The sequence below is a fragment of the Rhizobium sp. LjRoot30 genome, from assembly GCF_964253915.1.
In the GTDB taxonomy this organism is placed as follows: Bacteria; Pseudomonadota; Alphaproteobacteria; order Rhizobiales; family Rhizobiaceae; genus Metarhizobium.
Genome location: NZ_CAXUSG020000001.1, coordinates 439,215 through 462,701 on the forward strand (window position 1 = coordinate 439,215; position 23,487 = coordinate 462,701).

Annotated in this window: 22 protein-coding genes, 1 tRNA gene and 1 pseudogene; 10 read left to right on the plus strand and 14 right to left on the minus strand. The window is 62.7% G+C overall.

What is annotated here, in order from left to right:
* The first annotated feature begins 1 nt into the window (after nt 1).
* Nucleotides 2-1,099, plus strand: coding sequence for a 2'-deoxycytidine 5'-triphosphate deaminase (locus tag ACSQ3I_RS02215; RefSeq protein WP_435995707.1), 1,098 nt, complete (start codon nt 2-4; stop codon nt 1,097-1,099).
* Nucleotides 1,100-1,135: 36 nt separating this feature from the next.
* Here ACSQ3I_RS02215 and ACSQ3I_RS02220 read toward each other — a convergent pair whose 3' ends face one another.
* Complete coding sequence (locus tag ACSQ3I_RS02220; RefSeq protein WP_435995708.1) at nt 1,136-1,585, minus strand: hypothetical protein; 450 nt, start codon at nt 1,583-1,585, stop codon at nt 1,136-1,138.
* A gap of 132 nt (nt 1,586-1,717) precedes the next feature.
* Between ACSQ3I_RS02220 and ACSQ3I_RS02225 the strand changes: the two genes are divergently transcribed.
* The 3 genes from ACSQ3I_RS02225 (at nt 1,718) to ACSQ3I_RS02235 (ending at nt 3,732) form a co-directional block, all read left to right on the plus strand.
* Nucleotides 1,718-1,791 (plus strand) — tRNA-Gly (locus tag ACSQ3I_RS02225).
* Nucleotides 1,792-1,942: 151 nt separating this feature from the next.
* Nucleotides 1,943-2,524 carry a hypothetical protein gene (locus ACSQ3I_RS02230; protein WP_435995709.1) on the plus strand — a complete coding sequence of 194 codons (582 nt, stop codon included), beginning with the start codon at nt 1,943-1,945 and terminating at the stop codon, nt 2,522-2,524.
* A gap of 461 nt (nt 2,525-2,985) precedes the next feature.
* Nucleotides 2,986-3,732 (plus strand): F0F1 ATP synthase subunit A, encoded by a 747-nt coding sequence (locus ACSQ3I_RS02235; protein ID WP_435995710.1) that lies wholly within the window; start codon nt 2,986-2,988, stop codon nt 3,730-3,732.
* Between the two features lie 146 nt (nt 3,733-3,878).
* On the opposite strand, the pseudogene ACSQ3I_RS02240 reads toward ACSQ3I_RS02235, so the two are convergent.
* The 5 genes and pseudogenes from ACSQ3I_RS02240 to ACSQ3I_RS02260 all read right to left on the minus strand — a co-directional run.
* Nucleotides 3,879-3,992 (minus strand): annotated as a pseudogene (locus tag ACSQ3I_RS02240) (short-chain dehydrogenase); the annotation flags it as partial.
* A 39-nt stretch (nt 3,993-4,031) separates the two neighbouring features.
* Nucleotides 4,032-5,042, minus strand: coding sequence for a DUF3626 domain-containing protein (locus ACSQ3I_RS02245; protein ID WP_435995711.1), 1,011 nt, complete (start codon nt 5,040-5,042; stop codon nt 4,032-4,034).
* Nucleotides 5,043-5,083: 41 nt separating this feature from the next.
* The gene (locus ACSQ3I_RS02250; protein ID WP_435995712.1) at nt 5,084-5,221 is read right to left on the minus strand and encodes a hypothetical protein; all 138 of its coding nucleotides are present in this window, start codon (nt 5,219-5,221) and stop codon (nt 5,084-5,086) included.
* 107 nt (nt 5,222-5,328) lie between these two features.
* The gene (locus tag ACSQ3I_RS02255) at nt 5,329-7,329 is read right to left on the minus strand and encodes a methyl-accepting chemotaxis protein (RefSeq protein WP_435995713.1); all 2,001 of its coding nucleotides are present in this window, start codon (nt 7,327-7,329) and stop codon (nt 5,329-5,331) included.
* 212 nt (nt 7,330-7,541) lie between these two features.
* Nucleotides 7,542-9,302 carry a glycosyltransferase family 2 protein gene (locus ACSQ3I_RS02260; protein ID WP_435995714.1) on the minus strand — a complete coding sequence of 587 codons (1,761 nt, stop codon included), beginning with the start codon at nt 9,300-9,302 and terminating at the stop codon, nt 7,542-7,544.
* Nucleotides 9,303-9,569: 267 nt separating this feature from the next.
* On the opposite strand from ACSQ3I_RS02260, the gene ACSQ3I_RS02265 reads away from it, so the two are divergent.
* Nucleotides 9,570-10,448, plus strand: coding sequence for a transporter substrate-binding domain-containing protein (locus ACSQ3I_RS02265; RefSeq protein ID WP_435996261.1), 879 nt, complete (start codon nt 9,570-9,572; stop codon nt 10,446-10,448).
* A gap of 9 nt (nt 10,449-10,457) precedes the next feature.
* On the opposite strand, the gene ACSQ3I_RS02270 is transcribed toward ACSQ3I_RS02265, so the two are convergent.
* The 5 genes from ACSQ3I_RS02270 to ACSQ3I_RS02290 all read right to left on the minus strand — a co-directional run bounded on the left by ACSQ3I_RS02270 (nt 10,458) and on the right by ACSQ3I_RS02290 (nt 13,733).
* The gene (locus ACSQ3I_RS02270; RefSeq protein WP_435995715.1) at nt 10,458-10,871 is read right to left on the minus strand and encodes a tellurite resistance TerB family protein; all 414 of its coding nucleotides are present in this window, start codon (nt 10,869-10,871) and stop codon (nt 10,458-10,460) included.
* A gap of 62 nt (nt 10,872-10,933) precedes the next feature.
* Complete coding sequence (locus tag ACSQ3I_RS02275; protein WP_435995716.1) at nt 10,934-11,794, minus strand: hypothetical protein; 861 nt, start codon at nt 11,792-11,794, stop codon at nt 10,934-10,936.
* Nucleotides 11,795-11,805: 11 nt separating this feature from the next.
* Complete coding sequence (locus tag ACSQ3I_RS02280) at nt 11,806-12,471, minus strand: S24 family peptidase (protein ID WP_435995717.1); 666 nt, start codon at nt 12,469-12,471, stop codon at nt 11,806-11,808.
* Nucleotides 12,472-12,587: 116 nt separating this feature from the next.
* Entirely contained in the window at nt 12,588-13,235 is a 648-nt protein-coding gene (locus tag ACSQ3I_RS02285) for a response regulator (protein WP_435995718.1), read from the minus strand.
* Between the two features lie 72 nt (nt 13,236-13,307).
* Nucleotides 13,308-13,733, minus strand: coding sequence for a hypothetical protein (locus ACSQ3I_RS02290; RefSeq protein WP_435996263.1), 426 nt, complete (start codon nt 13,731-13,733; stop codon nt 13,308-13,310).
* A gap of 119 nt (nt 13,734-13,852) precedes the next feature.
* Between ACSQ3I_RS02290 and ACSQ3I_RS02295 the strand changes: the two genes are divergently transcribed.
* Together ACSQ3I_RS02295 and ACSQ3I_RS02300 are read left to right on the plus strand one after the other, a co-directional pair.
* Entirely contained in the window at nt 13,853-14,200 is a 348-nt protein-coding gene (locus ACSQ3I_RS02295; protein WP_435995719.1) for a DUF952 domain-containing protein, read from the plus strand.
* Nucleotides 14,197-15,285 carry a quinone-dependent dihydroorotate dehydrogenase gene (locus ACSQ3I_RS02300; RefSeq protein WP_435995720.1) on the plus strand — a complete coding sequence of 363 codons (1,089 nt, stop codon included), beginning with the start codon at nt 14,197-14,199 and terminating at the stop codon, nt 15,283-15,285. The genes ACSQ3I_RS02295 and ACSQ3I_RS02300 overlap by 4 nt, the downstream gene beginning before the upstream one ends.
* Here ACSQ3I_RS02300 and ACSQ3I_RS02305 read toward each other — a convergent pair.
* The 3 genes from ACSQ3I_RS02305 to ACSQ3I_RS02315 are packed head-to-tail and all read right to left on the minus strand — an operon-like array spanning nt 15,261 to nt 17,425.
* Nucleotides 15,261-16,622, minus strand: coding sequence for an MATE family efflux transporter (locus tag ACSQ3I_RS02305; protein WP_435995721.1), 1,362 nt, complete (start codon nt 16,620-16,622; stop codon nt 15,261-15,263). The two genes, ACSQ3I_RS02300 and ACSQ3I_RS02305, sit on opposite strands and share 25 nt — an antisense overlap.
* A 33-nt stretch (nt 16,623-16,655) precedes the next feature.
* Complete coding sequence (locus tag ACSQ3I_RS02310; RefSeq protein ID WP_435995722.1) at nt 16,656-17,162, minus strand: CAP domain-containing protein; 507 nt, start codon at nt 17,160-17,162, stop codon at nt 16,656-16,658.
* Nucleotides 17,159-17,425 (minus strand): DUF6460 domain-containing protein, encoded by a 267-nt coding sequence (locus tag ACSQ3I_RS02315; protein WP_435995723.1) that lies wholly within the window; start codon nt 17,423-17,425, stop codon nt 17,159-17,161. The genes ACSQ3I_RS02310 and ACSQ3I_RS02315 overlap by 4 nt, the downstream gene beginning before the upstream one ends.
* Nucleotides 17,426-17,614: 189 nt before the next feature.
* Between ACSQ3I_RS02315 and ACSQ3I_RS02320 the strand changes: the two genes are divergently transcribed.
* From ACSQ3I_RS02320 to ACSQ3I_RS02330, 3 genes are all read left to right on the plus strand, one after another.
* Entirely contained in the window at nt 17,615-18,547 is a 933-nt protein-coding gene (locus ACSQ3I_RS02320) for a class I SAM-dependent DNA methyltransferase (RefSeq protein ID WP_435995724.1), read from the plus strand.
* Between the two features lie 220 nt (nt 18,548-18,767).
* A complete protein-coding gene (locus tag ACSQ3I_RS02325; RefSeq protein WP_435995725.1) occupies nt 18,768-19,403 on the plus strand; it encodes a YitT family protein in 636 nt (211 codons plus the stop codon).
* Between the two features lie 239 nt (nt 19,404-19,642).
* The gene (locus tag ACSQ3I_RS02330; RefSeq protein ID WP_435995726.1) at nt 19,643-23,467 is read left to right on the plus strand and encodes a peptidoglycan-binding protein; all 3,825 of its coding nucleotides are present in this window, start codon (nt 19,643-19,645) and stop codon (nt 23,465-23,467) included.
* Nucleotides 23,468-23,487 lie beyond the last annotated feature (20 nt).

Here is a 23,487-nt window from a genome sequence, read left to right on the forward strand (position 1 = left end):
AATGACGAGAAAGACAGGCATTCTGGCGGATGGCGCCATCCGGGCGCTTTTTGCGGCCGGCCGGCTGAAGAGCGAGGCAGCGCTCGATGTCGACCAGGTGCAGCCGGCAAGCCTCGATCTTCGGCTGGGTTCGAAAGCCTACCGCGTTCGCGCCAGCTTCATGCCGGGGCCGGGCCACCTCGTCGCCGACAAGCTCACGCGACTGAAGCTGCACGAGATCGACCTTGCCGATGGCGCCGTGCTCGAAACCGGTTGCGTCTACATCGTGCCGCTGATGGAAAGCCTCGACTTGCCGACGGACATGTCCGCCTCGGCCAACCCGAAAAGCTCGACCGGCCGGCTCGACATCTTCACCCGGGTGATGACCGACCGGGCGCAGGAATTCGACAAGATCCCGGCCGGCTACAACGGCCCGCTCTACCTCGAAATCTCGCCGCGCACCTTTCCGATCGTCGTGCGCCGCGGCTCGCGTCTGTCGCAGATCCGCTTCCGTATCGGCCACGCGCTGCTGAACGACGCCGATCTCCTGTCGCTTCACGACAATGAAACCCTTGTTGCCAGCGAGGCGCCGAACGTGTCCAACGGCGGCATCGCCGTATCGATCGACCTCAAGGGCACCGGCCCGGACGGCCTGATCGGATATCGCGGCAAGCACCACACAGCGGTCATCGACGTCGACGCCAAGTCGGCGCACGACGTCCTCGATTTCTGGGAGCCGCTGTATAGCCGCGGGCGCGCCGAACTGATCCTCGATCCGGATGAGTTCTACATCCTCGTGTCGCGCGAGGCCGTGCATGTGCCGCCGCTCTACGCCGCGGAAATGACGCCTTACGATACGCTGGTTGGCGAATTCCGCGTCCACTACGCCGGCTTCTTCGATCCCGGTTTCGGCCATGCCGATGCCGGCGGCGCCGGGGCAAAAGCCGTGCTGGAAGTGCGTAGCCACGAGGTGCCGTTTATCCTGGAACACGCCCAGATCGTCGGTCGACTCGTCTACGAACACATGCTGGAGCGTCCGCAAGGGCTTTACGGCACGGGGCTTGGTTCCAACTATCAGGCGCAGGGCTTGAAACTCTCCAAACATTTCCGCCTGCCATAATGTCGACGCCGGCAACAGGCGTCAGTCGTTCCCCGCTCAAATCGGCTGGATGCCGCTTTTTGCCGGTTGTTTGCTGAAGTGGTAAAAGGCCACCCCGCCGATCCCGCCACTTGCGATGCGAAAGAGCGCTTCCGCGTCGATCATGGTGAGCGCCGACCAGATCGGCAACTCAGGCTTCATGGCTAGGAAAAAACCGACAGCCATGCCGGCAATGAGCGTGTAGCCAAGCCGAACCGGCGCGCGCAGGCTGAAAAACACTTCACCGATGATTATGGCAATAACAGCCGGCACGAATGCCGCAACGGCAATCGTCGCCGTCATCACTGCCGCGAAATAGGGTACCGCGAGCGCCACGTCCGCAGGGCTCATGGTTCCGGTCGAAACATCGCTGGCCGCGCGCAGGATCGTCAGGGCGATGGCAGCCATGAAGGCTGCCCAAAGATAACCGACGGTGCAGGATCCAAGGCGTTGCAGCATGGTAGGCATCGATCTCTTCTCCGATCCTTGTCTCTGAGACGATCTCACCACGATTGCCGCCATCGGGCTGTCTCGCGAGAAACATGCCGGTTTTTCCCGGCGCTTGACAGCTTTCCGGAACTGTTGGAAAAGTGCCCTGCCGCGGGTGTAGCTCAATGGTAGAGCAGCAGCTTCCCAAGCTGAATACGAGGGTTCGATTCCCTTCACCCGCTCCAGCTTCCCGGCGAAACGCGGTCTTCACCTTTGCGTTTCGGGGTCTCACCGACACACCCGAACGCTTGGGAAAATGCTCCATTTTTTAACGGTTTGTTAGTTTCTGGACGCCAGAAAACTGCAATCGTTAATAATTGTTTTGGAGCGTATCTATTGGCCGGCATTGACGAATTTCGCAGTTTTACCAACACGCCCAGCCGACGTCACACCTTCTATTGTTATTGCACGCAAAAATATATCCAGGACCAGGCTGTGTTCTTCCTCCTCGTGGAGGCTTACCGGGAGAGCCGGTTGAAACGGCAGGCTGAATTTCTCAACAATTGGTTCATCAACGGCGGCATCCCTGCTGAATTGGAGGCGAACGCCTATCTGGGCGTGGTCAATATTTCAGATGCGATGACGCAGTCCGTCAATGATAGTACCAACAGCGCAATCAGGGCCGTTGGCCGGAATTTCGCCGAAAAAAGAGCCAACCACGGCGGCGGTATCGGTGGTTTTTTCGGAGCGCTGAAGCAAAAGGTCGGTGACACCAAAGTGGGCGGCACGCTCTTCGACAAGCCGTTGATGCAGGTCGTCGGCATGCTCGGCGACAGAAGCCAGGGATTCGATGGCGGCTGCGGCTATGAAAAGGATGGCAACTATCAGCCCAACGGCAAATTCGCCGGCCAGGTATCCCGTCTTCGCAAGGAACTGAAGGCCGTCAATTTCGATCCCGACAAGATCGGCATCTATTGATCGACACGGCATGAAGTCGGGCGAGGCGCCATGAACAGGGGAGTGCCTGCCGCCCGGCATAAATTTGCATTGGACGTTCGTTCTCCAAACTGTCACAAGGGCGTCAGGACGCGACTGCCGTTATCTATAGAACGGGGTCGGGCGACCGATTGACGTCACGTTGCTGCCGCGAGATCACGCTGGCCGTCCCTTAATCTTCAGTGTTCAAGCCGGTCACAGTATGCCGTTGCAATTGGGCGAGGAGACGGCTATCAAGCCAGCGCGCAGGACGACCTGCGCCATGAGTCATTCCGGGGACGGCCCCAAAATCTCGTTGACGAGATCAGAGGCCGCCCGAATGCGCAACGTCACCCTTCCCGTAGAAATCACTGGCCCGCGATCCACCTACGCCCGGCAACGCTGTGGCGGTGTCTTGGTGCGCGTTGGCTTCGCCGTGGCCACAGCGCGTCAGAGGACACCCAATGGCCGGCCCCATCGAACAGTTCGAAATCAGGAAGATCGTCGAGATCAACATCGGAGGCATAGACCTCAGCTTTACCAATGCTTCCGCCTACATGCTGCTGACGATCGCCATCGCTACGGCATTCCTGTTGCTTGCAACCAGCCGAAAACTACTCGTTCCCGGCAGATGGCAATCCAGTGCCGAACTTCTCCACGAGTTCGTGGCCAAGGCATTGCGGGACAATGCCGGAGAACAGGGGATGCGGTTCTTTCCCCTCGTCTTCTCGCTTTTCATGTTCATTCTCACAGCCAACATGCTCGGCATGTTTCCCTACGCATTTACCGTGACGGCGCAGATCATCGTGACGTTCGGCCTGGCAGCCATGGTGTTCCTCACCGTGACGCTTTACGGCATCTACAAGCACGGTTTCGGCTTCCTTCGCCTGTTCAAGCCGGATGGTGTGCCAGCAGTCCTTGCTCCGCTGATCATCCCGATCGAGATCATTTCTTATCTCTCTCGTCCCATCAGCCATTCGGTGCGCCTTTTTGCCGTCATGCTGGCCGGCCACATCACACTCAAGGTTTTTGCAGGTTTTGTGGTCTCTCTGGGCAGCCTTGGCATGGTCGGCGTGGCCGGAGCCATTCTGCCGCTGCTGATGACTGTTGCCATCACCGCATTGGAGTTCCTGATGGCGGCCATCCAGGCTTACGTCTTCACGATGCTGACATGCATGTATCTGAACGACGCCTTGCATCCGGGGCACTAGAAACGGTGCGGTAAGCTTGGCAACTGGAACTATGGGGCTGTCAGCTCACCTTGGCTACGGGCATCAGCGGCCCGTTGTGTGCGAGGGGGCCGATCGCGCTGAGGGACGGAGGAGGGAATACGGTTTTCCGCATTCCGGCGCCGCCCTCAGATCAAACTCATGCCGCCGTCGGCGTGAAGCTCCACGCCGTTGACGAAACCTGCGGTATCAGAGCCGAGGAACAGGGCGGCACGCGGCAGTCCTTCCGGTCGGCCCAGACGGCAAAAGTCCGCGAAGAGACGAGCCAGAGGTCGTCTGTCCTATGGCACGTCGTTATAGATGAGCGCGTTGCTTGCGGCGAACTTCTTGGCGTTCTTCTTGACGCGGGCGATGTCGTCCTTGTCCCAGACGGTCTTCTTGCCGAAGAAATTTTTCGATTTCGGGTGGTTTACCGGGCCGGAAGAGCAGTCCTGGCCGCTGATGTTCAGTTCGGCGACGTCGCGGCTGAACTGGATGTCGGCGTGCATCTGTGCCTCGATATAGATCATGCCGCCGAGAAGATTGGTCTCGCTGCCCTTTTGGGCTTCTCTCGTCGCATAGGCATGCAGTTTCTTCAGAACCGCCGGATGGCAGAAGAGCACGATGAAGCCGAGCTGGAAATAGCTGCAGGCGACATCCTGAAGGTTGAGTTTCGTGCCGAAATATTCGTCCTTGCGTCCGATGAGATCCATGTCGACCTCGAAGGAATCGCAATGGGTGAATGTCGAATTGTGCTTCATGTGGTCCTTGAGGACGAGGAAGCTCTTGCCGTATTTCGACAACCCGCCATTGATGCAATAAGCGAAATCCACCGCGGCATAACGGGGCCGCATGGCCGGTTCGAAGGTGGCGGAAGGCGAGGTGCCGAAGGTGAGCAGCCGGTTCTGGGCGGCCTTGACCTTCGGGTCCGCATCGGTGACCGGATTGCTGTAGCCGAACATCGAGTTTTCGGCGGCATCGCGCTTTTTCGCATCGCTCGAGGCGCCGCTGACGCCGCGCTCCCAGAAGTTGCCGTAGGTTTTGGATGTGTTCTCGTGGTAGAACCAGTTCGGTGCCTTGAGCGAAATCGTCAGGCGCGCATCCTCGAGAAGCTTGATGATTGCGCCATAGATGAAATCCGCGGTTGCCGCGGTGCAGAGTTTTTGCGTGACGAGCCGCTTGACCGCCAGATCCTCGACGAAGTCGTAGCTTTCAAGCTGTCTGCGGTTTGTCAGCCCGACCGTCTCGTTGCGAGCCAGTCGTCCAAGCGCGGCATTTCTTTCGGCAGTCGTCGGAATTGGGGGATTGGCCATCGTCGATCCTAAGAATGAGAAATATGGGTGCAATATCGCGGTCAGGCGGTAATTTTCATATCTTTGGGCAGGCGCGAGTGGAGGATAGCCTGTCCCTCGCCATTCTCAAGCGCCTTGCCGCACGGCAATCGATATTTCTGCGACAGGATGAATTTTGCTTCTCCGGCAGTGGTCGTCATGGCGCTTTATAAGACGCCTTGCGCCTGCCGGGTCAGCCGGATGCACAAACGAAAACGGGCGGTCTTTCGACCGCCCGTGGCTGGTATCTCGTGTCTGGACTCTGGTCTCAGAATTCCGTCCAGTCGGCTTCCTGCTTGACCGCCGGCGTGGAGGAGCCGCCGCCAAAGGCGTTGGCGAGGGTCTGGCCGAGACGGCGGGCCGGCGAAGGAGCGGGGCGGGTCGTTTCCGTTGCGGCGCGGACCGGGCTCGCGACGGGACGGGAAACCGGAGCGATCGGGCGGGGGGCCGGGCGGCTGGTATGGCTGGAAGCAAAGCCGCCATGGGTGCCGGTCATCTTGAACTGCGAGAGCAGTTCGGTCAGCGATGCGGCATCGGTTGCCAGCGTATGCGTGGCCGCCGTGGTTTCCTCGACCATGGCAGCGTTCTGCTGGGTGCCCTGGTCCATCGTGTTGACGGCGGTGTTGATTTCCTGCAGCCCGATGGACTGTTCCCGCGCGGCTTCGGCAATGGCGTGGACGTGGCGGTTGATTTCCTGCACCTCGCTGACGATGGCATCGAGCGCCTTGCCGGTTTCGCCGACCAGGTTGACGCCGGTCGCCACGTGGGTTCCGGACGCGGTGATCAGCGATTTGATTTCCTTGGCGGCGTTGGCCGAACGCTGGGCCAGTTCGCGGACTTCCTGGGCTACGACGGCAAATCCCTTGCCGGCTTCGCCGGCGCGGGCCGCCTCGACGCCGGCATTCAGCGCCAGCAGGTTGGTCTGGAAGGCGATGTCGTCGATGACGCCGATGATGTTGGAAATCTCGCTCGACGACTGTTCGATCTGCTGCATGGCGTTGACGGCATCGCGCACGATCTGGCCGGATTTTTCAGCGCCGGTGCGGGTCTGGGCCACCAGGTGGCTGGCCTCTTCGGCACGGCGCGCCGCGTCCTTGACGGTCGTGGTGATCTGTTCGAGAGCCGCAGCCGTTTCCTCCACCGAGGCGGCCTGCTGTTCGGTGCGCTTCGACAGGTTGTCGGCCGAGGTGCGGATTTCATCGGCGCCGGCATTGATCGAGCGGGCGTTGCCGCCGACGGCGCTCAGGGCCTGATTGAGCTTGTTCAGCGAGTCGTTGAAGTCGAGGCGCAGCTGATCGAGATGGGCGACGAAGGCGGTGTCGATCTGGAAGGACAGGTCGCCGTCGGCAAGGCGACGCAACCCGCCGCCGAGAGCCGTGACGGCGCGCTGCAGGTCGGCGGCTTCGGAAGCCTTCTGCGTCTCGCGCTCGGCGCGTTCCGTTTCGCTCGATGCACGGTCCTTTTCGCTCTGCCGCTCGAGGCGAATACGCTCGACAGCGCCGTCGCGGAAGATGGCGACGGCTTTTGCCATGTCGCCGATTTCATCCTTGCGGTCGAGGCCGGGGATTTCTTCGCTGGTCTCGCCCTGGGCAAGCGAGGTCATGCGGCCGCGCAGCAGGGCCATCGGCGTGGTGATGCCGACCTGCGCCAGCACCAGGCCGACGCCGATCGACAGAGCGATCCCGGCAAGCAGCATCACGAGGCTGATGGTGATCGTGCTGTTGATTTCGTCGGAAAGTTGTTGCGTGCCGGTTTCGATCGACTTCGACATGGCGTTGTTGTTCGAAACGAAAAGTTTCACCATGTCGTCGAGGAATGCGTCCGTCTCGGCCTGGCCTTTTTCGACGGCGGCGGCATCGCCGGCCTTCTGTGCCTCGAAGACCTTGTGGCCGAGGGCGCTCAGCGCATCGAGGCGGCGGATGATTTCTTCATCGACGTCTTTCGTGGACGGGGCAAGCTGCATGACCTTGGTCATGCGGTCCTTGGCGGTGTTGATGAACTTGTCGTGTGTCTCGACGGCAGCCTTGAATTCCGGCGAATCCGGAGCGAAATCCTGCACGCGTGCGATCTGGAGCGCGGCAACCATGGTTCCACCGCTGGCGCGCGACGTTTCCATCGCAGCGACGCTATCGTTGGACAGGAAGTTCGTATAGGCGCTGTCGGCCTGACCGAATTCGTTGCTGAGATGCAGCAGGCCGATGACGGAAATCACGCCCAGCAGCAGGATGACGGCAAGAATTTTGGTTTTTATCTTCGCATTCTTCAACATAGGTTGGACTCCGGTCCTCAATAATATGCATCGACCAGAAAAAACGGCGATCGGGATGACGCAGGTTTGACTTGGCGATTGCAGCTGCCGCATTCAAAAAACTGTGGGGACATGCCCGGTGAAAGGCGAAAGCGACAGCCGTCATGATCGTCCGGCCGCGATGGTCGTCCGATGTCGCTAATTCAGATAAGCCTAATAGGTTTAATGTCATGCTAACGGGGTATCCGCACATTTTGCGGGTGCGAATATGGTCGGAGACGTGCAGCGGGGCGGCCTTGCGCGTGCGGCTGGTGCGGCGTCTTGTGCCAGAAGAATGGTCGGGTCTTCAACTCGACCACGGCGCGCCAGGCGGAGAAGGAAACCAGCATCCAGTAAACCGGGATCAGCATCCAGCGCCAGCCGACCAGCCGCTTTTCATGATGGATCATCGCCGCGGCGCCAACGGCGAGAAACGCCGAATAGCTGCCGAGGATGTTGACGATATCGATGGTGAACAGGGTTTTCGACAGCATGTGGATGCCGGTTGCCGGGCTTTCCAGCAGCGCGGCCAGCGTGAAAAAGAAGAAGAGCAGGATGAAAGGATGGGCAAGCGAGGAAACCAGCATGCCACCGATCATCAGCTGGAAAATGGCGAAGGCCTTCCATCCCATTTCGCGTCGCAACTGCCGCGGGTTGCGCATCATCACCAGCCAGGTTTGCAGCCAGCCCTTGTACCAGCGGGTTCGCTGGCCGCACCAGCTCTTCAGCGTCGTCGGCGCATCTTCCAGCGTATGGCGGAAGATGACGTCGGCACGGTAGCCCAAACGATAGAGCCGCATGCCGAGGTCGGCGTCCTCCGTGACGTTGAACGGATCCCATCCGCCGGCGGCACGCAGCACGGCCGTTCGGAAGTGATTGGAGGTGCCGCCGAGCGGCAGCGGCATGCCGGCCCGGGCGAGCATCGGCAGCAAGGCACGGAACAGGGCGGAATATTCCAGGGAGAACAAGGCACTCAGCCAGGAATCGCGGGCATTGGTGATGATCAGCGGCGCCTGGACGCAGGCAAGTTCGGGCGGCGCCCTGGCGAACCGTCCGTAAGCCTCCAGCAATTGATCGGGATGCGGCCGGTCTTCCGCATCGTAGATGGCGAGAAACGTCCCCCGGGCGGCGGGCAGGGCATAGGTGAGGGCCTTCGGTTTCGTGCGTGGATGCATCGCCGGCACCTCGACGATCTCGAATTGCGGCCCCGGCCGTAGCGCTTCCAGCGCCTCTATCGTTTCGCGGTCGTCCGCCTCGCAGACCAGCTTGATATCGAGCAACGACGGTGGCCAGTTGAGCCGCTTCAGGATGGCAACGAGTTGCCCGGCAACGGCTGCTTCCCGGTAGAGCGCGACCATGACCGTATAGACCGGCAGGTTTCGCTTTTCCGGCAGCGGCGCGATCGGTTGCGCCGGTTCCCGGCAATGGCGGATCGCAAAAGCCTTCAGCCAGAGCGAAATGAAATAGAGGCTGGACATCAAGACATGCAGGATCAGCAGCGCCAGGCTAGGGGCGATCAGCGTGCCGATCGCCACAGCCGTCACGGCAACGCCGGTGTAAAAACCCTGTCGCCCCAGAAGCACGATCCTGGCACTGAACCGCGGAGTTTTATCGAATAGGCCGCCGACCGTCTCCTGCAGGCGTCGTGGCGCACCGGCCTTCCAGACGGCCCGACGGACGGTTTCGCCGGCGGCGACGGCCAGCGAATGCCTGAGAGCCGGCAGCCGCTCCAGCATGCCGAGGATCATCGGAATGCGCCGCGCTTCGGGAACGATGATGGTGACGGGAGGCTGCCGGGCATGCTGCAGGCGGATGGTCGACGGCTGGACCAGCTGCGTGTCGAGATGACGAATGTCGGTAATGCCCTCGGCATGCACCTGGCTGAGATAGGGCAGGCGCAGCATGCGCGCCAATGCGGCGTAGTAGGCTTGCGGATCGACCCAGCCGTCGCTCAAGAGTTCCTGTTCGATCGTCGTGCCGTAGCGTTCGGCCCGCTCCGCCATGGCGGCCACCAGCGGTTTTCCAAACCCCAGCTGCAGCAGGATCTGTGCTTCGACGTCATCGAACGGATCGGCGGAATTCGGCGGCGGCTGAGGTCCGGCCGCGTCCCGTTCATCCTGATCCGTCTTGCGTCCCGATTGTTGCGGATATTCCCCAATACGCATGACTTTGATACACCGTTCCAACGCGATGACGCTCATGCCTTCTATGTCTGGATCATAATGAGACGCCCTGTTCTTGCATCCCTAGAAATATGGGGGAAATACACGTTAAGCGCGCTTTTCTCTGTGTTGCTTCTGACCGGGGCCGTCGCTGCCCAGACGATGGACGGGAACCGGCTGCCGGTGCTGTTCGATGCAAGGGAGCGTCTGGCGAAGCCCGATCTGTCGGAAATCGGCCGGGTTCGCTTCGTCACCACCGTGGATTTCGCTCCGTTCAACTTCATCGATCAGACCGGCCGCCTTGCCGGCTTCCAGGTCGATCTGGCGCGGGAAATCTGCAACGAGTTGAAGATCGCCGAAAAATGTCAGATTCAGGCGCTGCCGTTTGCGGAAATCGAAGCGGCCGTGGAAAGCGGGCAGGCCGAGGCGGCGATTGCCGGCGTGGCGGTCACGCCCGAGCTGCGCCGTCGTTTTTCCTTTTCCCGCCCGTTCATGGAATTGCCGGCGCGTTTCGTGCGCAACCGCAAGGTCAGCCTGCCCGGTGAAAAGGCCGCCAATCTTGCGGGTCATCCGGTCGGGATTGTGACTGGCACGCGCCATGCGGCGATGCTGAAGGCGTTTTTTCCCGGGCTCAAGACGGTAGGCTTCGCGGATCGCAACGCCATGATGGAGGCCCTGAAGACGGGTGCGATCGATGCCGTTTTCTCCGATGGATTGCAACTTTCCTTCTGGACCTCAGGCCCGGCTTCCGCAAATTGCTGCGCCTTTCTCGACGGCCCCTATTTCTCCGAGTTCTTTCTCAGCGAAGGAATGACGGTGATGTTGCGGAAAGACGGCGCGGTGCTGACTGCCGCCATCGACCACGCGCTGTTGACGCTGTCGCGCAACGGCCGCCTGCAGGAGATCTATCTGCGCTATTTCCCTTATGGGCTCTATTGAAGGGGGATGTCAGCCGCGGCGGTAACGGGCGATAGCGCTGCGTTCGATAGCAGCGCAGGTGAGCTTGTCCAAGGAGAGACGGTCGCGCAGCAGTTGCAGCAGGCGGATTTCCTCCGGCAGCACGGCCTCATCGACAGCCATGACCTCGACGGCCAGCGCGTAAGCCATGTCGTAAAGCCGCGCGGGCAGGGTGTCGCGAATGGTCTCCAGGGCGATGTCGAGGCCTTCCGGACCGGAAACCAGTTCGGCGCAGGCCTGCGAGACATCGATCAGCCGGTCCTCGTCGAAACCCTCGAAGACGGGCAGGGCTTTGAGCAACTGTCCGATCCTCGCCAGTTCGTCGTCGCTCATCGAGCTGTCGACGGCAGATGCCATCACCATCACGTAGATCAAGGCGTCATGTGTGCCCAGTTTGCCGGCCATGCGAGTTCCCCTTCCGTTGTTCGGGGAAATAGGCACAAGCCGCCGCGATTGCAAGGGCGGCCTTATGGCTCGGTGGTGTCGGTCGTAACCGGCGTGGCCGCCCGGCGCGGGTCGTCGCCGTAGAGGCCGCGGCGGGCGGCCTTCGCCTCTTGCCCAAGCTTTTCGAAGGCCGATCCCTTTTCCGCCTCGGCCCAGCCATTCTCCACCAGCCATTCGCCGATATCGCGCTCGCCCAGCCGGCAGGTGGTGGCGACTTCGCCAGTTCCTTCCTCTCCCGCCCCTTCCTCTCCCGCCAAGTCGCAATTGACGGAGCGGTTGCGGAGAAACAGGCGCAGCGACGTGCGGGCGACCACGCCGCAGGGCCATTGCTGGCCCGAAGCATCGGGACATTGTCTTTCTATATCGGTCGGCACCAGGCCGGTCAGGATCATCGTCCGCTTGCCCGAAGTCAATGTGCCGGCGTTGACCGTGTTGGGACGCGGGATCAGGACGGGTTTTTCCTTCTTGACCGGTTCAACCACCTTGTCTGCCGGACCTTCCACCCGTTCGAGCGGTGTTGCGCCGTCGGTAAGCGGCGAGGCGAAAGTTTCCGGCTCGACAGGCCTGATAGCGCCGGGTTCAGCCAGTGGCTCCGTCGTCACCGATGTGTCTTTGGCCGTGTTTTCGGCCGTTCCATCGGGGGAAACCTCGCTTGTACCCTCGGGCGTGGGAAGCTGTTCGTCCGGGTTTTCGGCCGGCTCGGCGGACGGATCGGCAGTCTCGTCTCCCAGTTGCTGCAGTTCCTCGACCGACAGAGTGTCGGTGGTGATCTCCGACGGGACCTCGGGGCTGGTGCCGATGTGCTGCGCGCCGTTGATCAGCAGGAAACCCCAGATCAGGATGCCGGCAAACCCCGTCAACGTGGTCGTCAGAAAAGCTTTCACGGAAAATAATCCTACTGACTGGCCCAGATGATCCGCGCGATCCACTCGACGTCGGTCAGGTCGAAACTGCGGTTGGCATGGTCGGGGTTGAGCGACACCAGGTCGATCGATCGTGCCGTCTGGCGCATCAGCACCTTGGCCATCACTTCGCCCTCGCGCGTCTTGACCACCACGCGGTCGCCGCGCCGCACCTGCGCGCCGGGCTCGACGATCAGGACGTCGCCGTCGCGGTAGAGCGGCAACATGCTGTCGCCCTGGACTTCGAGCGCATAAACACCGGGGCGGCGGTCGGGGGAAGACGGAAACTCGACGACATCCCACCCCTGGCCGGCCGGAAAGCCGCCATCGTCGAAAAAGCCGCCAGTGCCGGCCTGGGCGAAACCGAGCAGCGGGATGGTGCCGCTCTGCGGCGGAAAGGCGCCTTCCGGCAGGGAACCGCCGACCTGCGCCGGGTGCATGTAGCTCATGAACTGGTCGATAGTCGCCCCTGTCGCCTCCAGAACCTTGGCGATGGATTCCGTCGATGGCCAGCGCAACCGGCCGTCGGCGCTCAGCCGCTTCGACTTGTTGAAGGAGGTCGGATCGAGCCCGGCACGGCGTGCCAACCCCGAAGGGGTCAGTTGATGCCGTTCGGCGAGCCGGTCGATGGCGCTCCAAATGGTGTCATGTGAAAACATGGTCGGGTTCCCAGGCGGACAAAAGCCGCCGGCGCTGTCCGTGGCCCGACTTTAACCAAGCCTGGGTCGGGAGTAAAGAGAAAGAGGAATAAAATCCTGTTTTCCGGGCGGCTGCATCAGGCGACCATGGCCACGTTGATCTTGCCGAGCTGGATCACCGCCTGGGTGCGGCTGTCGACGTTGAGCTTGAGCAGGATGGCCGAGACATGCGCCTTGATCGTTGCTTCGGACACACCGAGCTCGTAGGCGATCTGCTTGTTGAGCAGTCCTTCCGCCAGCATGCCCAGCACGCGGCTCTGCTGCGGCGTCAGCGTTCTCAGGCGGTTGATGAGGTCGGCGACGTCAGGATCGTGTTCCTGTCCGCCCTGGTAGAAGCTCGGCGTCGAGATGTCGCCGCGCAGCACCACCTGGATGGCGTCGCGGATCTCTTCGATGCCGGAGGATTTCGAGATGAAGCCGGAGGCACCGAGTTCCAGTGCCCGGCGGATGGTCACCGCATCGTCGGTGGCTGAAATGATGACGATCGGCAGGTGGGCGAATTCGGCCCGCAGCGCCATCAGCCCGGAAAAGCCGCTGACACCCGGCATGGCGAGGTCCAGCAGCATCAGGTCGGCATCCACATGGCTTTCGGCGGCGCGGCGGGCGGCATCGAAATCGCCGGCCTCGACGATCTTCTGCTCACCGTCGATGCTGGCCACCGCCTGGCGGAGCGCGCCGCGAAACAGCGGATGATCGTCCGCGATGATGATCGTCAGGGATTGCATGTCGGGGGCTCCTCCCAAGAGCTGGTCTCCCTCACTCGCCGGCCTCTTTCGTCCGGCCATCCTCCTGCCGGATCACGTTTTCTGGGGATGCAGCCTGTCGCCCTGCTTTTCCCGGTTCAGTTCTTCCGCCAGCCCCATGAAACGCTTCATCATTTTTTCCATGATTGCGAAGCTGCGGTCAATGTCTGCATCGCTGGGAAGCGACTGGCCGAGGGTTTTTTCACCTGTTTGACCAGATGGTACGCCTTTTTCCAGTGCCTCGACGCGTTTGGTCAGCCGGTCCAGCTCCTCTTCGTAGGCGGCGCGTTCGTCGGCGGCCATGCGGCAGACGAGGTTGCCGTCCTTTTCGTGGCAGAGCGTCAGCGTTCCCGATTGCGTGTCGAGGCGGACGATGCCCTTTTCCGTGCGCTCCAGCTGGAAGCGTCCGGCTTCCTCTTCCTGCGCCTGCGCCCCCAGGGGCGCGACGAGCGGCGAAAAGCCGGCCAGGAGAAGCATCATGCCGTATCGTATCATGTCATCCTCCGAGAATTATGCGTTCGAGCGTAAAATCCGTCCGGCAGGCGTGGACAAAGCCGCCTCGTTTCGGCAAATGCCTGTCATCGCCAAAGGAGTAAGCCATGACCGCAGTTGTCTACAAGATCGTGCCGGAAACCCTGTGGCATGAAGCGCGGCAAACTGGCGTTTTTCATGGCGCCGCCATCGATCTCAAGGATGGTTATATCCATTTTTCCACCGGCCCCCAAGCGAAAGAGACGGCGCGGCTGCATTTCGCTGGCGTGACCGGGCTTCTGCTCGTGGCGATCGATGCGGATGCCCTCGGCGAGGCCCTGCGCTTCGAGGCGTCGCGCGGCGGCGACCTCTTCCCGCATCTTTACGCCGACCTGCCGCTCTCGGCCGTGCTTTGGGAAAAGCCGCTGCCAATCGGCGCCGATGGCCTCCATGTTTTCCCGGAGCTTGACCGATGATCGATGCGTTCAAATTGCTCGGCAAGCGCGGTCTGTTTCTCTTCGATCCGGAAGCCGCCCATGGCCTGTCGATCACGGCGCTGAAATCCGGCCTGCTGCCGGCCTGCAGCCTGCCCGCCGATCCGCGACTTTCGCAGACCGTCGCCGGCCTCACCTTCGCCAATCCGCTCGGCATGGCCGCCGGTTACGACAAGAATGCCGAAGTACCGGCCGCCCTCCTGCGCCTCGGTTTCGGCTTTACCGAAATCGGCACGGTGACGCCGAAGCCGCAGGCCGGCAATCCGAAGCCGCGCATCTTCCGCCTGGAGCGGGACGGCGCGGTGATCAACCGCCTCGGCTTCAACAATGAAGGCCATGCCGCAGCGCTTGCCCGTCTGCAGGCGGCAAAAATCTCCGGCATCGTCGGCGTCAACATCGGCGCCAACAAGGACAGCGAGGATCGCATCGCCGATTACGTCGCCGGCATCCGCACCTTCTATTCGGTGGCGCGTTATTTCACCGCCAACATTTCGTCACCCAACACGCCCGGCCTGCGCGACCTGCAGGCGCGCGATAGCCTGAACCAGCTGCTCTCCGCCGTTCTGGCCGCCCGCAATGCGGAAGCGGCGAAGGCGGGTCGAACGGTTCCCGTGTTCCTGAAGATCGCGCCCGACCTGACACCGGAAGGCATGGACGATATCGCCGCCGAGGTGCTGTCGCATGCGCTTGACGGGTTGATCGTCTCCAACACCACGCTGTCGCGCGAGGGCCTGAGCGACCAGACGCAGGCGAAAGAAGCGGGCGGGCTTTCCGGCCGGCCGCTGTTTGAAAAATCGACCGCCGTGCTGGCCGGCATGCGCAAGCGCCTCGGCCCCGACCTGCCGATCATCGGCGTCGGCGGCGTCTCTTCGGCGGAAACGACACTCGAAAAGATCCGCGCCGGCGCCGATCTGGTGCAGCTTTATTCCTGCATGGTCTATGAAGGACCCGGCCTGCCGGCCCGCATCGTCCGCGGGCTTTCGGCGCTGCTCGACCGCGAAGGTGTCGCCTCGATCCGGGAGTTGCGCGACAGCCGGCTGGATTACTGGGCGGACCGGAAGGTCTGATCGGTCCTCTTCTTCAAGAGCATCGCCAGGAAGATACCACGGAAGAACAGGAAGGCGTTCATCGCCAGCCACAGGCCGTGATTGCCGAACAGCGGCACGAAGACGGCCAGCGCCGCCAGATAACCGAGGAAAGACATCAGCATGCGGTTGCGCATGTCGGCCGACCATGTGGCGCCGATGAAGACACCGTCCATCAGGAAGGCGAGCGCGCCGGTAAGCCCCGTGGCGGCCGCCCAGGGCAGGTAGGTTTCCGCCGCTTGCCGCACGTCCGGCGCCGTGGTCAGCACCGAGATCAGCCAGGGGCCGGCCAGCAGGAAGAACAGGCTGCCGGCTGCCGCCAGCCCGAAGGACCAGAGCAGCGTCAGCTTTAGCCCGCGCTCGAAGGCAGGGCGGTAAAGCGCGCCGATCGCCCGGCCGGTGATCTGTTCGGCGGCATTGGCAAGTCCATCGAGATAATAGCCGGCCAGCAGGAAGAAATTCATCAGCACCGCATTGGCCGCCAGCGTCACCGCGCCGAAACCGGTGCCGATGCGCGTCATCAGCGTGAAGGAGCCGATCAGCACGAAGGTGCGGATCAGGATATCGCGGTTGAGGGCAAACAGCGCCGCCAGCCGGTGCCGCGAAAAAATCTCCGCCCGCGTCGGCCGTTGCGAAGCGTCGAAACGCCTGATGACGAGGAACAACCCCGCCAGCATGCCCGCCGTCTCGCCCGCTGCCGTTCCCCAGGCAACACCGGCGACGCCCCAGCCGAGATGGAGGCCGAGATAGATCGACAGGGCGATATTGATGCCGTTGATGATCGATTGCAGCAGCAGGCCGAGGGCGCCCTGGCCGCGGCCGAGCACGAAGCCCAGGATGGCATAGTTGGCGAGCGCTGCCGGTCCGGCAAGAATGCGGATGGAGAAATAGGTGGCGGTGGCATCGGCGACCGCTGCTTCCGCTCCCATCAATGCCAGCCCGGCGCGCAGAAGCAGCGGCGAAAGGATGAGCAGCGCCGCGCCGCAGCCAAACGACAGGATCAGTGCCCGCCAGAAGATCGCCTGCTGCTCGCGGGTATCCCGCCGCCCGTAGGCCTGCGCCGTCAGCCCGGTGGTCGAGGCGCGCAGAAAATTGAAGCTGCCGAAGATCAGATCGAAGAGCATGGCGCCGATGGCGAGCCCGGCCAGCGCTTCCGCTATCCCCATATGGCCGACTACGGCGGTATTCGTCAGGCCGAGCAGCGGCGTGGTCATGAAGCCGAGCGTCATCGGGATGGCGATCGACAGCACCAGCCGGTGTGTCACCTCGAAGGCCAGCGGATTGGTGGTGACGGTTTGTCCGTTCGTGCGGGAATGCATCGTTCTGCCTCGCTTGCGCCGGACAGAATCGCCTCAGCTCGACAGCACCATGGCCCAATAAGGCCGGTTTCCGGAAGAGCTGTTGCGGGCCACCGCCACGCCGAGGCCGCGAAAATCGCCCAGCATGTTGTGCAGGTGTTTCGGCGAGTCGATCCAGGCCTGCACGGCGCGTCCCGTTTCGTCCTGGCCGGCGGCGATGTTTTCGGCCGCCGGCAGGGCGACGCCGTGATCCTTCATGCGCCTGCCGAAATCGTCGTTGAAGCCGATGAGATGCGACATCTTGCCGGCCTTGGCCATGCGTTTTGCCTGATCGGCCGCCGCCTGCGAGGCCACCGGATCGACGGCAAGCGGCGACAGGCCCTTTCTGGCGCGCAGGGAATTGACCATCGGCAGCGCATCGGCGGTCTCGTCGCCGCTGGCGCCGTCATCGTTGCTGGAAAGCACCGAGGTGGTGGAACAGCCGGCCAGTGCAGAGGCGAGGCCAAGCCCGGAAAGCAGGATGAGACGACGGCGGCAGAGAAGCAGGGATGTCTGGCTCAACGGCGAAAACTCAGGATGCGCAGCAGGATGAAGACGGGAATGACGATGGTGGCGCCAAGCAGTAGATAGTTGCCGACGTTGCCGAGCGCGGCAAAGCCGGTATGCCAGAGGTCGAGGACGAAGTCGCGGATGCCGTTGAGGATATCCATCGGCACGATGCCGAATACGGCCATGATGAAACCGACGATCAGCGAGACCACGATCAGTTTCAGTATCGTGCGCGCCGGCGTATCACCCAGCACCCTGTTTACCTGGTCGGACATGCCCGCTCCTGTCTGTTCTGCGGCAAAAACGCCTGGCACGGATGCCCGCATCAATTGCCGTTGCTGCTGCCCTCTGAAATAGGACTTGAGTTTTTTTATGGCGCCCGCCAAATGCGGCGAATCTCGCCCAAGCGCCGCGACCCTATCGGAACCGGCTTGCGCGAGCCAGACGCTTCCGGGACCCTTCCTATGCAGCCCAGCCAGCTTTCGTCCGGCGATATCACCGCCGACCGCCGCGCCGATTATGCCAAGATGCTCGACGAGGGCGGCGAACCCGCCGCCGCGGCGGAACTGATGGAGCAGGCGCTGGAACTCGCACCCGCCTGGGCGGCCGGCTGGTTCAGGCTCGGCTCCTACCGGGAAAAGGCCGGGGAAAAGGAAGGCGCCGCCGCCGCTTACCGCAAGGTTGTGGAGTTCGATGCCTCCGATGTCTTCGGCGCCGGTCTCAAGCTCGCCCTGCTGGGGGAGGCGGCCACGCCCGACCAGCCGCCGAGCCGCTACGTCGAGCGGCTTTTCGACGATTATGCCGACCACTTCGAAACGTCGCTGGTGGAAAAGCTCGATTACAGCGTACCGCGCAAGCTGGCGGACCTGGTTTCTGCCACCGGCCAACATTATCGCCTCGCCGTCGATCTCGGTTGCGGCACCGGCCTGCTCGGCCCGGAAATCCGCAGCCGCGTCGACCGCCTCGAAGGTTTCGACCTGTCGCAGAACATGCTGGCGAAGGCGGCGGAAAAGCAGGTCTACGACCATCTGGCCGTGGCCGACCTGTCGCTCGATGCGGATGCCTCCGGCCTCTTCGCCGGGCACGCCGCCCATCGTGCCGACCTGATCACCGCAGCCGATGTGCTGATGTATCTCGGCAACCTGGAAAACACGTTTGCGCTTGTCGCCACGCTGGCCGCGCCGGACGCCACCTTTGCCTTCTCCGTCGAAGATGCCGGATCGCCGGAGGGATTTCACCTGGCGCCTTCGCTGCGGTATGCCCATAGCGAAGCCCATGTTCGCGGCCTTTGCGACCGTCACGGTTTCGACATTGTCGAAATCCGCCGCAGCACCATTCGCAAAGATGGCGGCAAACCCGTCGCCGGCATTCTGTTCCTTACGCGCAGAACCGCCTGAGAGAACTTTTCTTGCAAATTTAAAATAGGTCAGCATTGCTTACTTATTTTGCTTGCGAAACCGGAAAAACCTGCAAGAATTCAAACCGTTCCCCGATCCTATCGGAAGCCTGACGCACCCCGTGGCGCACCGCCGCCGGATGCCGGCAGCACGTTTTCTTTTTCCGGCTGGGTTTGATCGCCCGGCCACACCATCATGCCCGACGCAGGAGACCGCCGTCATGACGCAGCTTATCAACGCCCTCGGTTTGGGCAACGGCAGCGCCACCCGCCACGCACCGCTCGAAGACGTCCAGGGCATCTTTGCCGGCAGCCTGATTGCGGCGCTGGGCCTGTATTGCCTTGCAGGAGCAGGCCTTCTCACCGGTAGCACCGCCGGCGTGGCCTTCCTGCTGCATTATGCCTTCGGGGTGAATTTCGGCCTCGCCTTCTTCCTGCTCAACCTGCCGTTCTTCTATCTGTCATGGAAGCGCCTTGGGCTTGCCTTCACGGTCAAGACGTTCATTGCCATCGGCCTGACCTCGGTTCTGGCCGACGTCCAGTCGCGGTTCCTGCAGATTTCCTCGATCCATCCGGCCTGGGCGGCGCTCCTCGGTGGCCTGCTTCTCGGCTTCGGCCTGCTGGCACTCTATCGCCACCGCGCCAGCCTCGGCGGCGTCGGCATTCTCGGCATTTACCTGCAGGAGCGGTTCGGCATCCGCGCCGGCCTGACGCAGCTTGCCATCGATCTTTGCGTGCTGGCCGCCGCCTTTTTCGTCACGACGCCCGGCGTGGTGTTCTATTCGGTGCTCGGCGCGGTCGTGCTCAATCTTTTCGTCGCCATCAACCATCGTTCGGATCGCTACATCGCCCTCTAGGCATCAGCGCCATCAGGCTGTTTTTCAGCAATCGTTAAAAAATTTCTACGACAATTAACGCCTTGTTTACCACGTTTATCGGATTGTGCGCCGTAGTGGTGCGCCGTGCAATTTGTGAGTCTCGCGTCGACGGACGCCACTGATCGACCTCCCGAAGAGGCGCCATTAGGGCAGCTATCGGGGGCGTGACCAGATAAGGCCCGGAAAAACCGGGCGTAACCGTCGAAGCGAGCAGGAATATGAACGGATCGCGCAACCATCCCCGTCATGGCGACACATCGTCCCTCGATGCGCTGAGCCGCACGATCGAGGGCTTGGAAGCGCGGATCGAAGGGCTGATGGGTGCGCCGGCGCGTGCCGACAGCCGGCCACGCCCGCCCCAGGCCGACTACGGCCAACGCCCGGAACAACCCGCTGCCCGTTATCGTGAACCTGCCGCCGAACGCGATGTCCGGCCCGATCCGCTTGCCGAAATCCGCCAGCGTCAGCGCCTGCTCGATTCCAGCCGCGACCGTCCGCTACAGCAGGTCCGCGCCGAAACACGTCAGGACGTCCGCCCCTCCGAACACCGTCCGCAGGAACAGCGCCGCACCACGACGCGCGAAACCTACGCGCAGCCGGAACAGCGCCGCCAGCCATCGATGGCCGCGCAGCCGCAGGCCGCCGCTGCCGATCACCAGATGAAGGAAATCGCCCAGGCGCTCGTCAGCCTGCGCCAGGAGCTGAAGCGCGACATTTCCGAAGGGGTTTCGCGCGAGGTCGGCGCCCTGCGTTCCGAGATGCGCAATATCAAGGCCAGCGCCCAGGACCAGCATTTTGCCGCCGATGTCCGTGATGATCTCGCCCGCCTGGCCCAAAGCATCGACCAGCTGGGTGGCCAGGGGGCACCGCATCGCGAGATCGTCGGCCTGCAGACCGAATTTCAGGACCTGCGCGTCCTGCTGGATGGGCTGGCGCGGGAAGACTCCGTGCGCCGCATGGAAACGCGCTGGCACGGCGTCGAAGACCGGCTGCAGGCGCTCGATCCGGTGCCGCTGCAGGAAGAACTGGTGTCGCTGGCCTACCGGCTCGACGATATCAAGTCGCATCTCGGCAATATGAGCCACGATCCGGCAATCCGTGTGCTCGAGGACAAGATGATTTCCATCGCTTCGGCGCTGGAGACGTTGGGCGACCGCATGCAGCCGAACGATCGTGCCATCGCCGAACAGTTCGCCGGGCTCGATCTGCGCCTGGATGAGATCAGCCGCGCCATCGTTGCCGGCAACCGGTCGGCCAATGCCTTCGATCCGTCGCTGGTGCAGCGCCTGGAAGGACGCCTCAACGCACTGGCGGAGCAGATCGACGATATCGGCCGCGCTGCCATCAACCGCCCCGATCCCGCCGCAGCCTTCGGCGCCCGCATCGAGGCATTGACGGCGCGCGTGGAAGAGTTCGCCAATGTCGAAGCCGCATCGCGCCTGGAGGAACGGCTCGACCAGCTTTCGATGCTGCTTGAGCGCTCCCAGAAGGCGCCGGCAGCATCCGAACTGACCGGCTATCTCTCCGACATCTCCCGCAAGATCGACGCGCTCGACCAGGGGTCGGTCAACGACGTGCTGGCCGAGCGGCTGGATTATCTCGCCCGCCGCATCGACGACATGGAATTCCATCCGCAGCCGGCTCCGGTTCCGTTGATGGATGATGACGCCTTCCGGCGGATCGAAGGCCAGCTGCTCGACATCGCCACGCGCCTCGACGAGACGACGGCCGCTCCGGCCTCCGACAACCGTGCGCTGAAGGCGCTCGAAGACCAGATCGCGCATCTGTCGCTGTTGATCAGCGAGCCGCGCCAGGACAGCCTGTCGCCGGCAGTCGAAAGCCGCATGGCGGCGCTCGAAGATTACATGGCGACGAGCGACGAATACATCATCGAGGCGGCCCGCCAGGCAGCCGAGGCAGTGGTCGAGGCCTATTCCCGCAACGGCATGACGAGCAGCGCGGCCGCACCCGCCGACATGTCGGCCCTGACGGCGCTGGCCCACGATCTTCGTAACCTCGAAGACCTGACCCGGCACTCGGAGAGCCGCACGCAGCAGACGTTCGAAGCGTTGCACGACACGCTCGTGCAGATCGCCGGCCGCCTGGAAACCATGGACGACCGTTTCCGCTCGCTGGAAGACCGCTCCTTCGAGCGTCGGCCGGAGCCGGTCATGCCGAAGGCGGCGCAGCCGGTTTTTGCAGAACCCGTTTATGAGGAAACTGCCCGCCCTTTTGGCGGTAAGTCCGGTCTCGACGATTTCGACGGTCTCGACACCGGGCTCTCCGCCTATCCGCACCGCGATGTTCAGCCGAGCACCGACGGCCAATCCTCGCCGGTCATTCGCACGATGCCGCAGGAAGAGGTCGATGCCGACATCGTCCAGGCGATGGAAACCGTTACCATCGAAAAGGCGATGCCGAGCAAGGGCAGCCTGCTCGTCAGCCTCGGCAAGCGGCTTCTTGGCCGCAAGCCGGCGCCGGTCGTTGCCGAGCGTGCGACGATCGAACCGACGCCGCCCCTGGCGCCGGAGGACATCATCCCTGCCGACGATGCCAACGAACTTCTGGAGCCCGGTTCCGGCGCGCCCGACGTCAAGAAGATCCTGGAGCGCGTCCGCGCCAGCCAGAACGGCCAGCGCGTCGCCGCCACCCCGGAGGTCGACCGCGCCGATTACATCGCAGCTGCCCGCCGTGCCGCCCAGGCTGCGGCCCAGGAAGTCGACCAGGCCCAACAGCGGCTCAACGCCGGCAAGGGCGGCGCCGGCTTCAGCGCAAAATTTTCCCAGCACCGCCGCCCGATCCTGATGGCTGTCGGCGCGATCCTGCTGGCGCTGATGGCCGTTCCGCTCGTCAACACGCTGGTTCGCGGCGAGAAGGCTCCTGTCGCCGTCGAAACGACGACCAAGTCCACGCCGTCCGTTACCACCGGTGCCGATCCGGCGGCTGCAACCGCCGACAACAAATCGAGCGCGTCGGCCACCCAGGCGACCGAGGCAAATCCCGGCAATTCCACGGCGACGGATACGCTTCCAACCGACACGAAGGCGATCCCTGCGGATACGGGTGCTGAAAATGCGCCGCTGAATGCCACCGCCAGCGCAACGAGCGAACTGCCGGTCGCCGGCGATAGCATCGAGGAACCGTCGACCGCTGCGACGGCCGGCGCCGAACCGGCCCAGGAAACCGCCATCGTCGTGCCTGATGCCATCACGCCGAAATCGCTGAGCGATGCGGCCGTGAACGGCGATCCGGCCGCGCTGTTCGAAATCGGCGCGCGCTACACGGAAGGCCGTGGTGTTGCCGTCGATCTAGCGGAGGCGGCGAAATGGTACCAGCGCGCCGCCGACAAGGGTTTTGCACCGGCGCAATACCGCATTGCCAATCTTTATGAGAAAGGCACCGGCGTCGAACGTGATCTCGCCAAGGCGAAATCCTATTACCAGCAGGCGGCCGACAAGGGCAACGCCAGCGCCATGCACAACCTTGCCGTCCTGCTGGCGACCGGTGTCGAAGGCAAGCCGGATTTCGATGCGGCGGTGTCCTGGTTCGTCAAGGCTGCCGATCTCGGCGTCGCCGACAGCCAGTTCAACCTGGCGATCCTCTATGCCCGCGGCAACGGCGTGAAGCAGGATCTCGAACAGTCCTACAAGTGGTTTGCCATCGCCGCCAAGGACGGCGACAAGGATGCGGCGCAGAAGCGGGACGAGGTGGCGAACGCCATGCGGCCGGAGCAGCTCGAAAATGCCCGTGCCCAGGTCGACCTCTGGAAACCGCAGCCGCTGAACGCCGATGCCAACTCCGTCAATATCCCGGACGAATGGGTCGGCAAGGGCGTGAAGACGGCCTCTGTCGACATGAAGAAGGCGGTGCGCAACATCCAGGCGATCCTCAACAACAACGGTTTCGACGCCGGCACGCCGGACGGCGAAATGGGCAAGAAGACCGTGAACGCCATCAAGGCCTTCCAGAAGTCCATCGGCCACGAGCCGGACGGCAAGATCACCGACGCGCTGGTCAAGGAGCTGCTTGCCCGCAACAAATGATGCCCTGTCATAAAATCGGA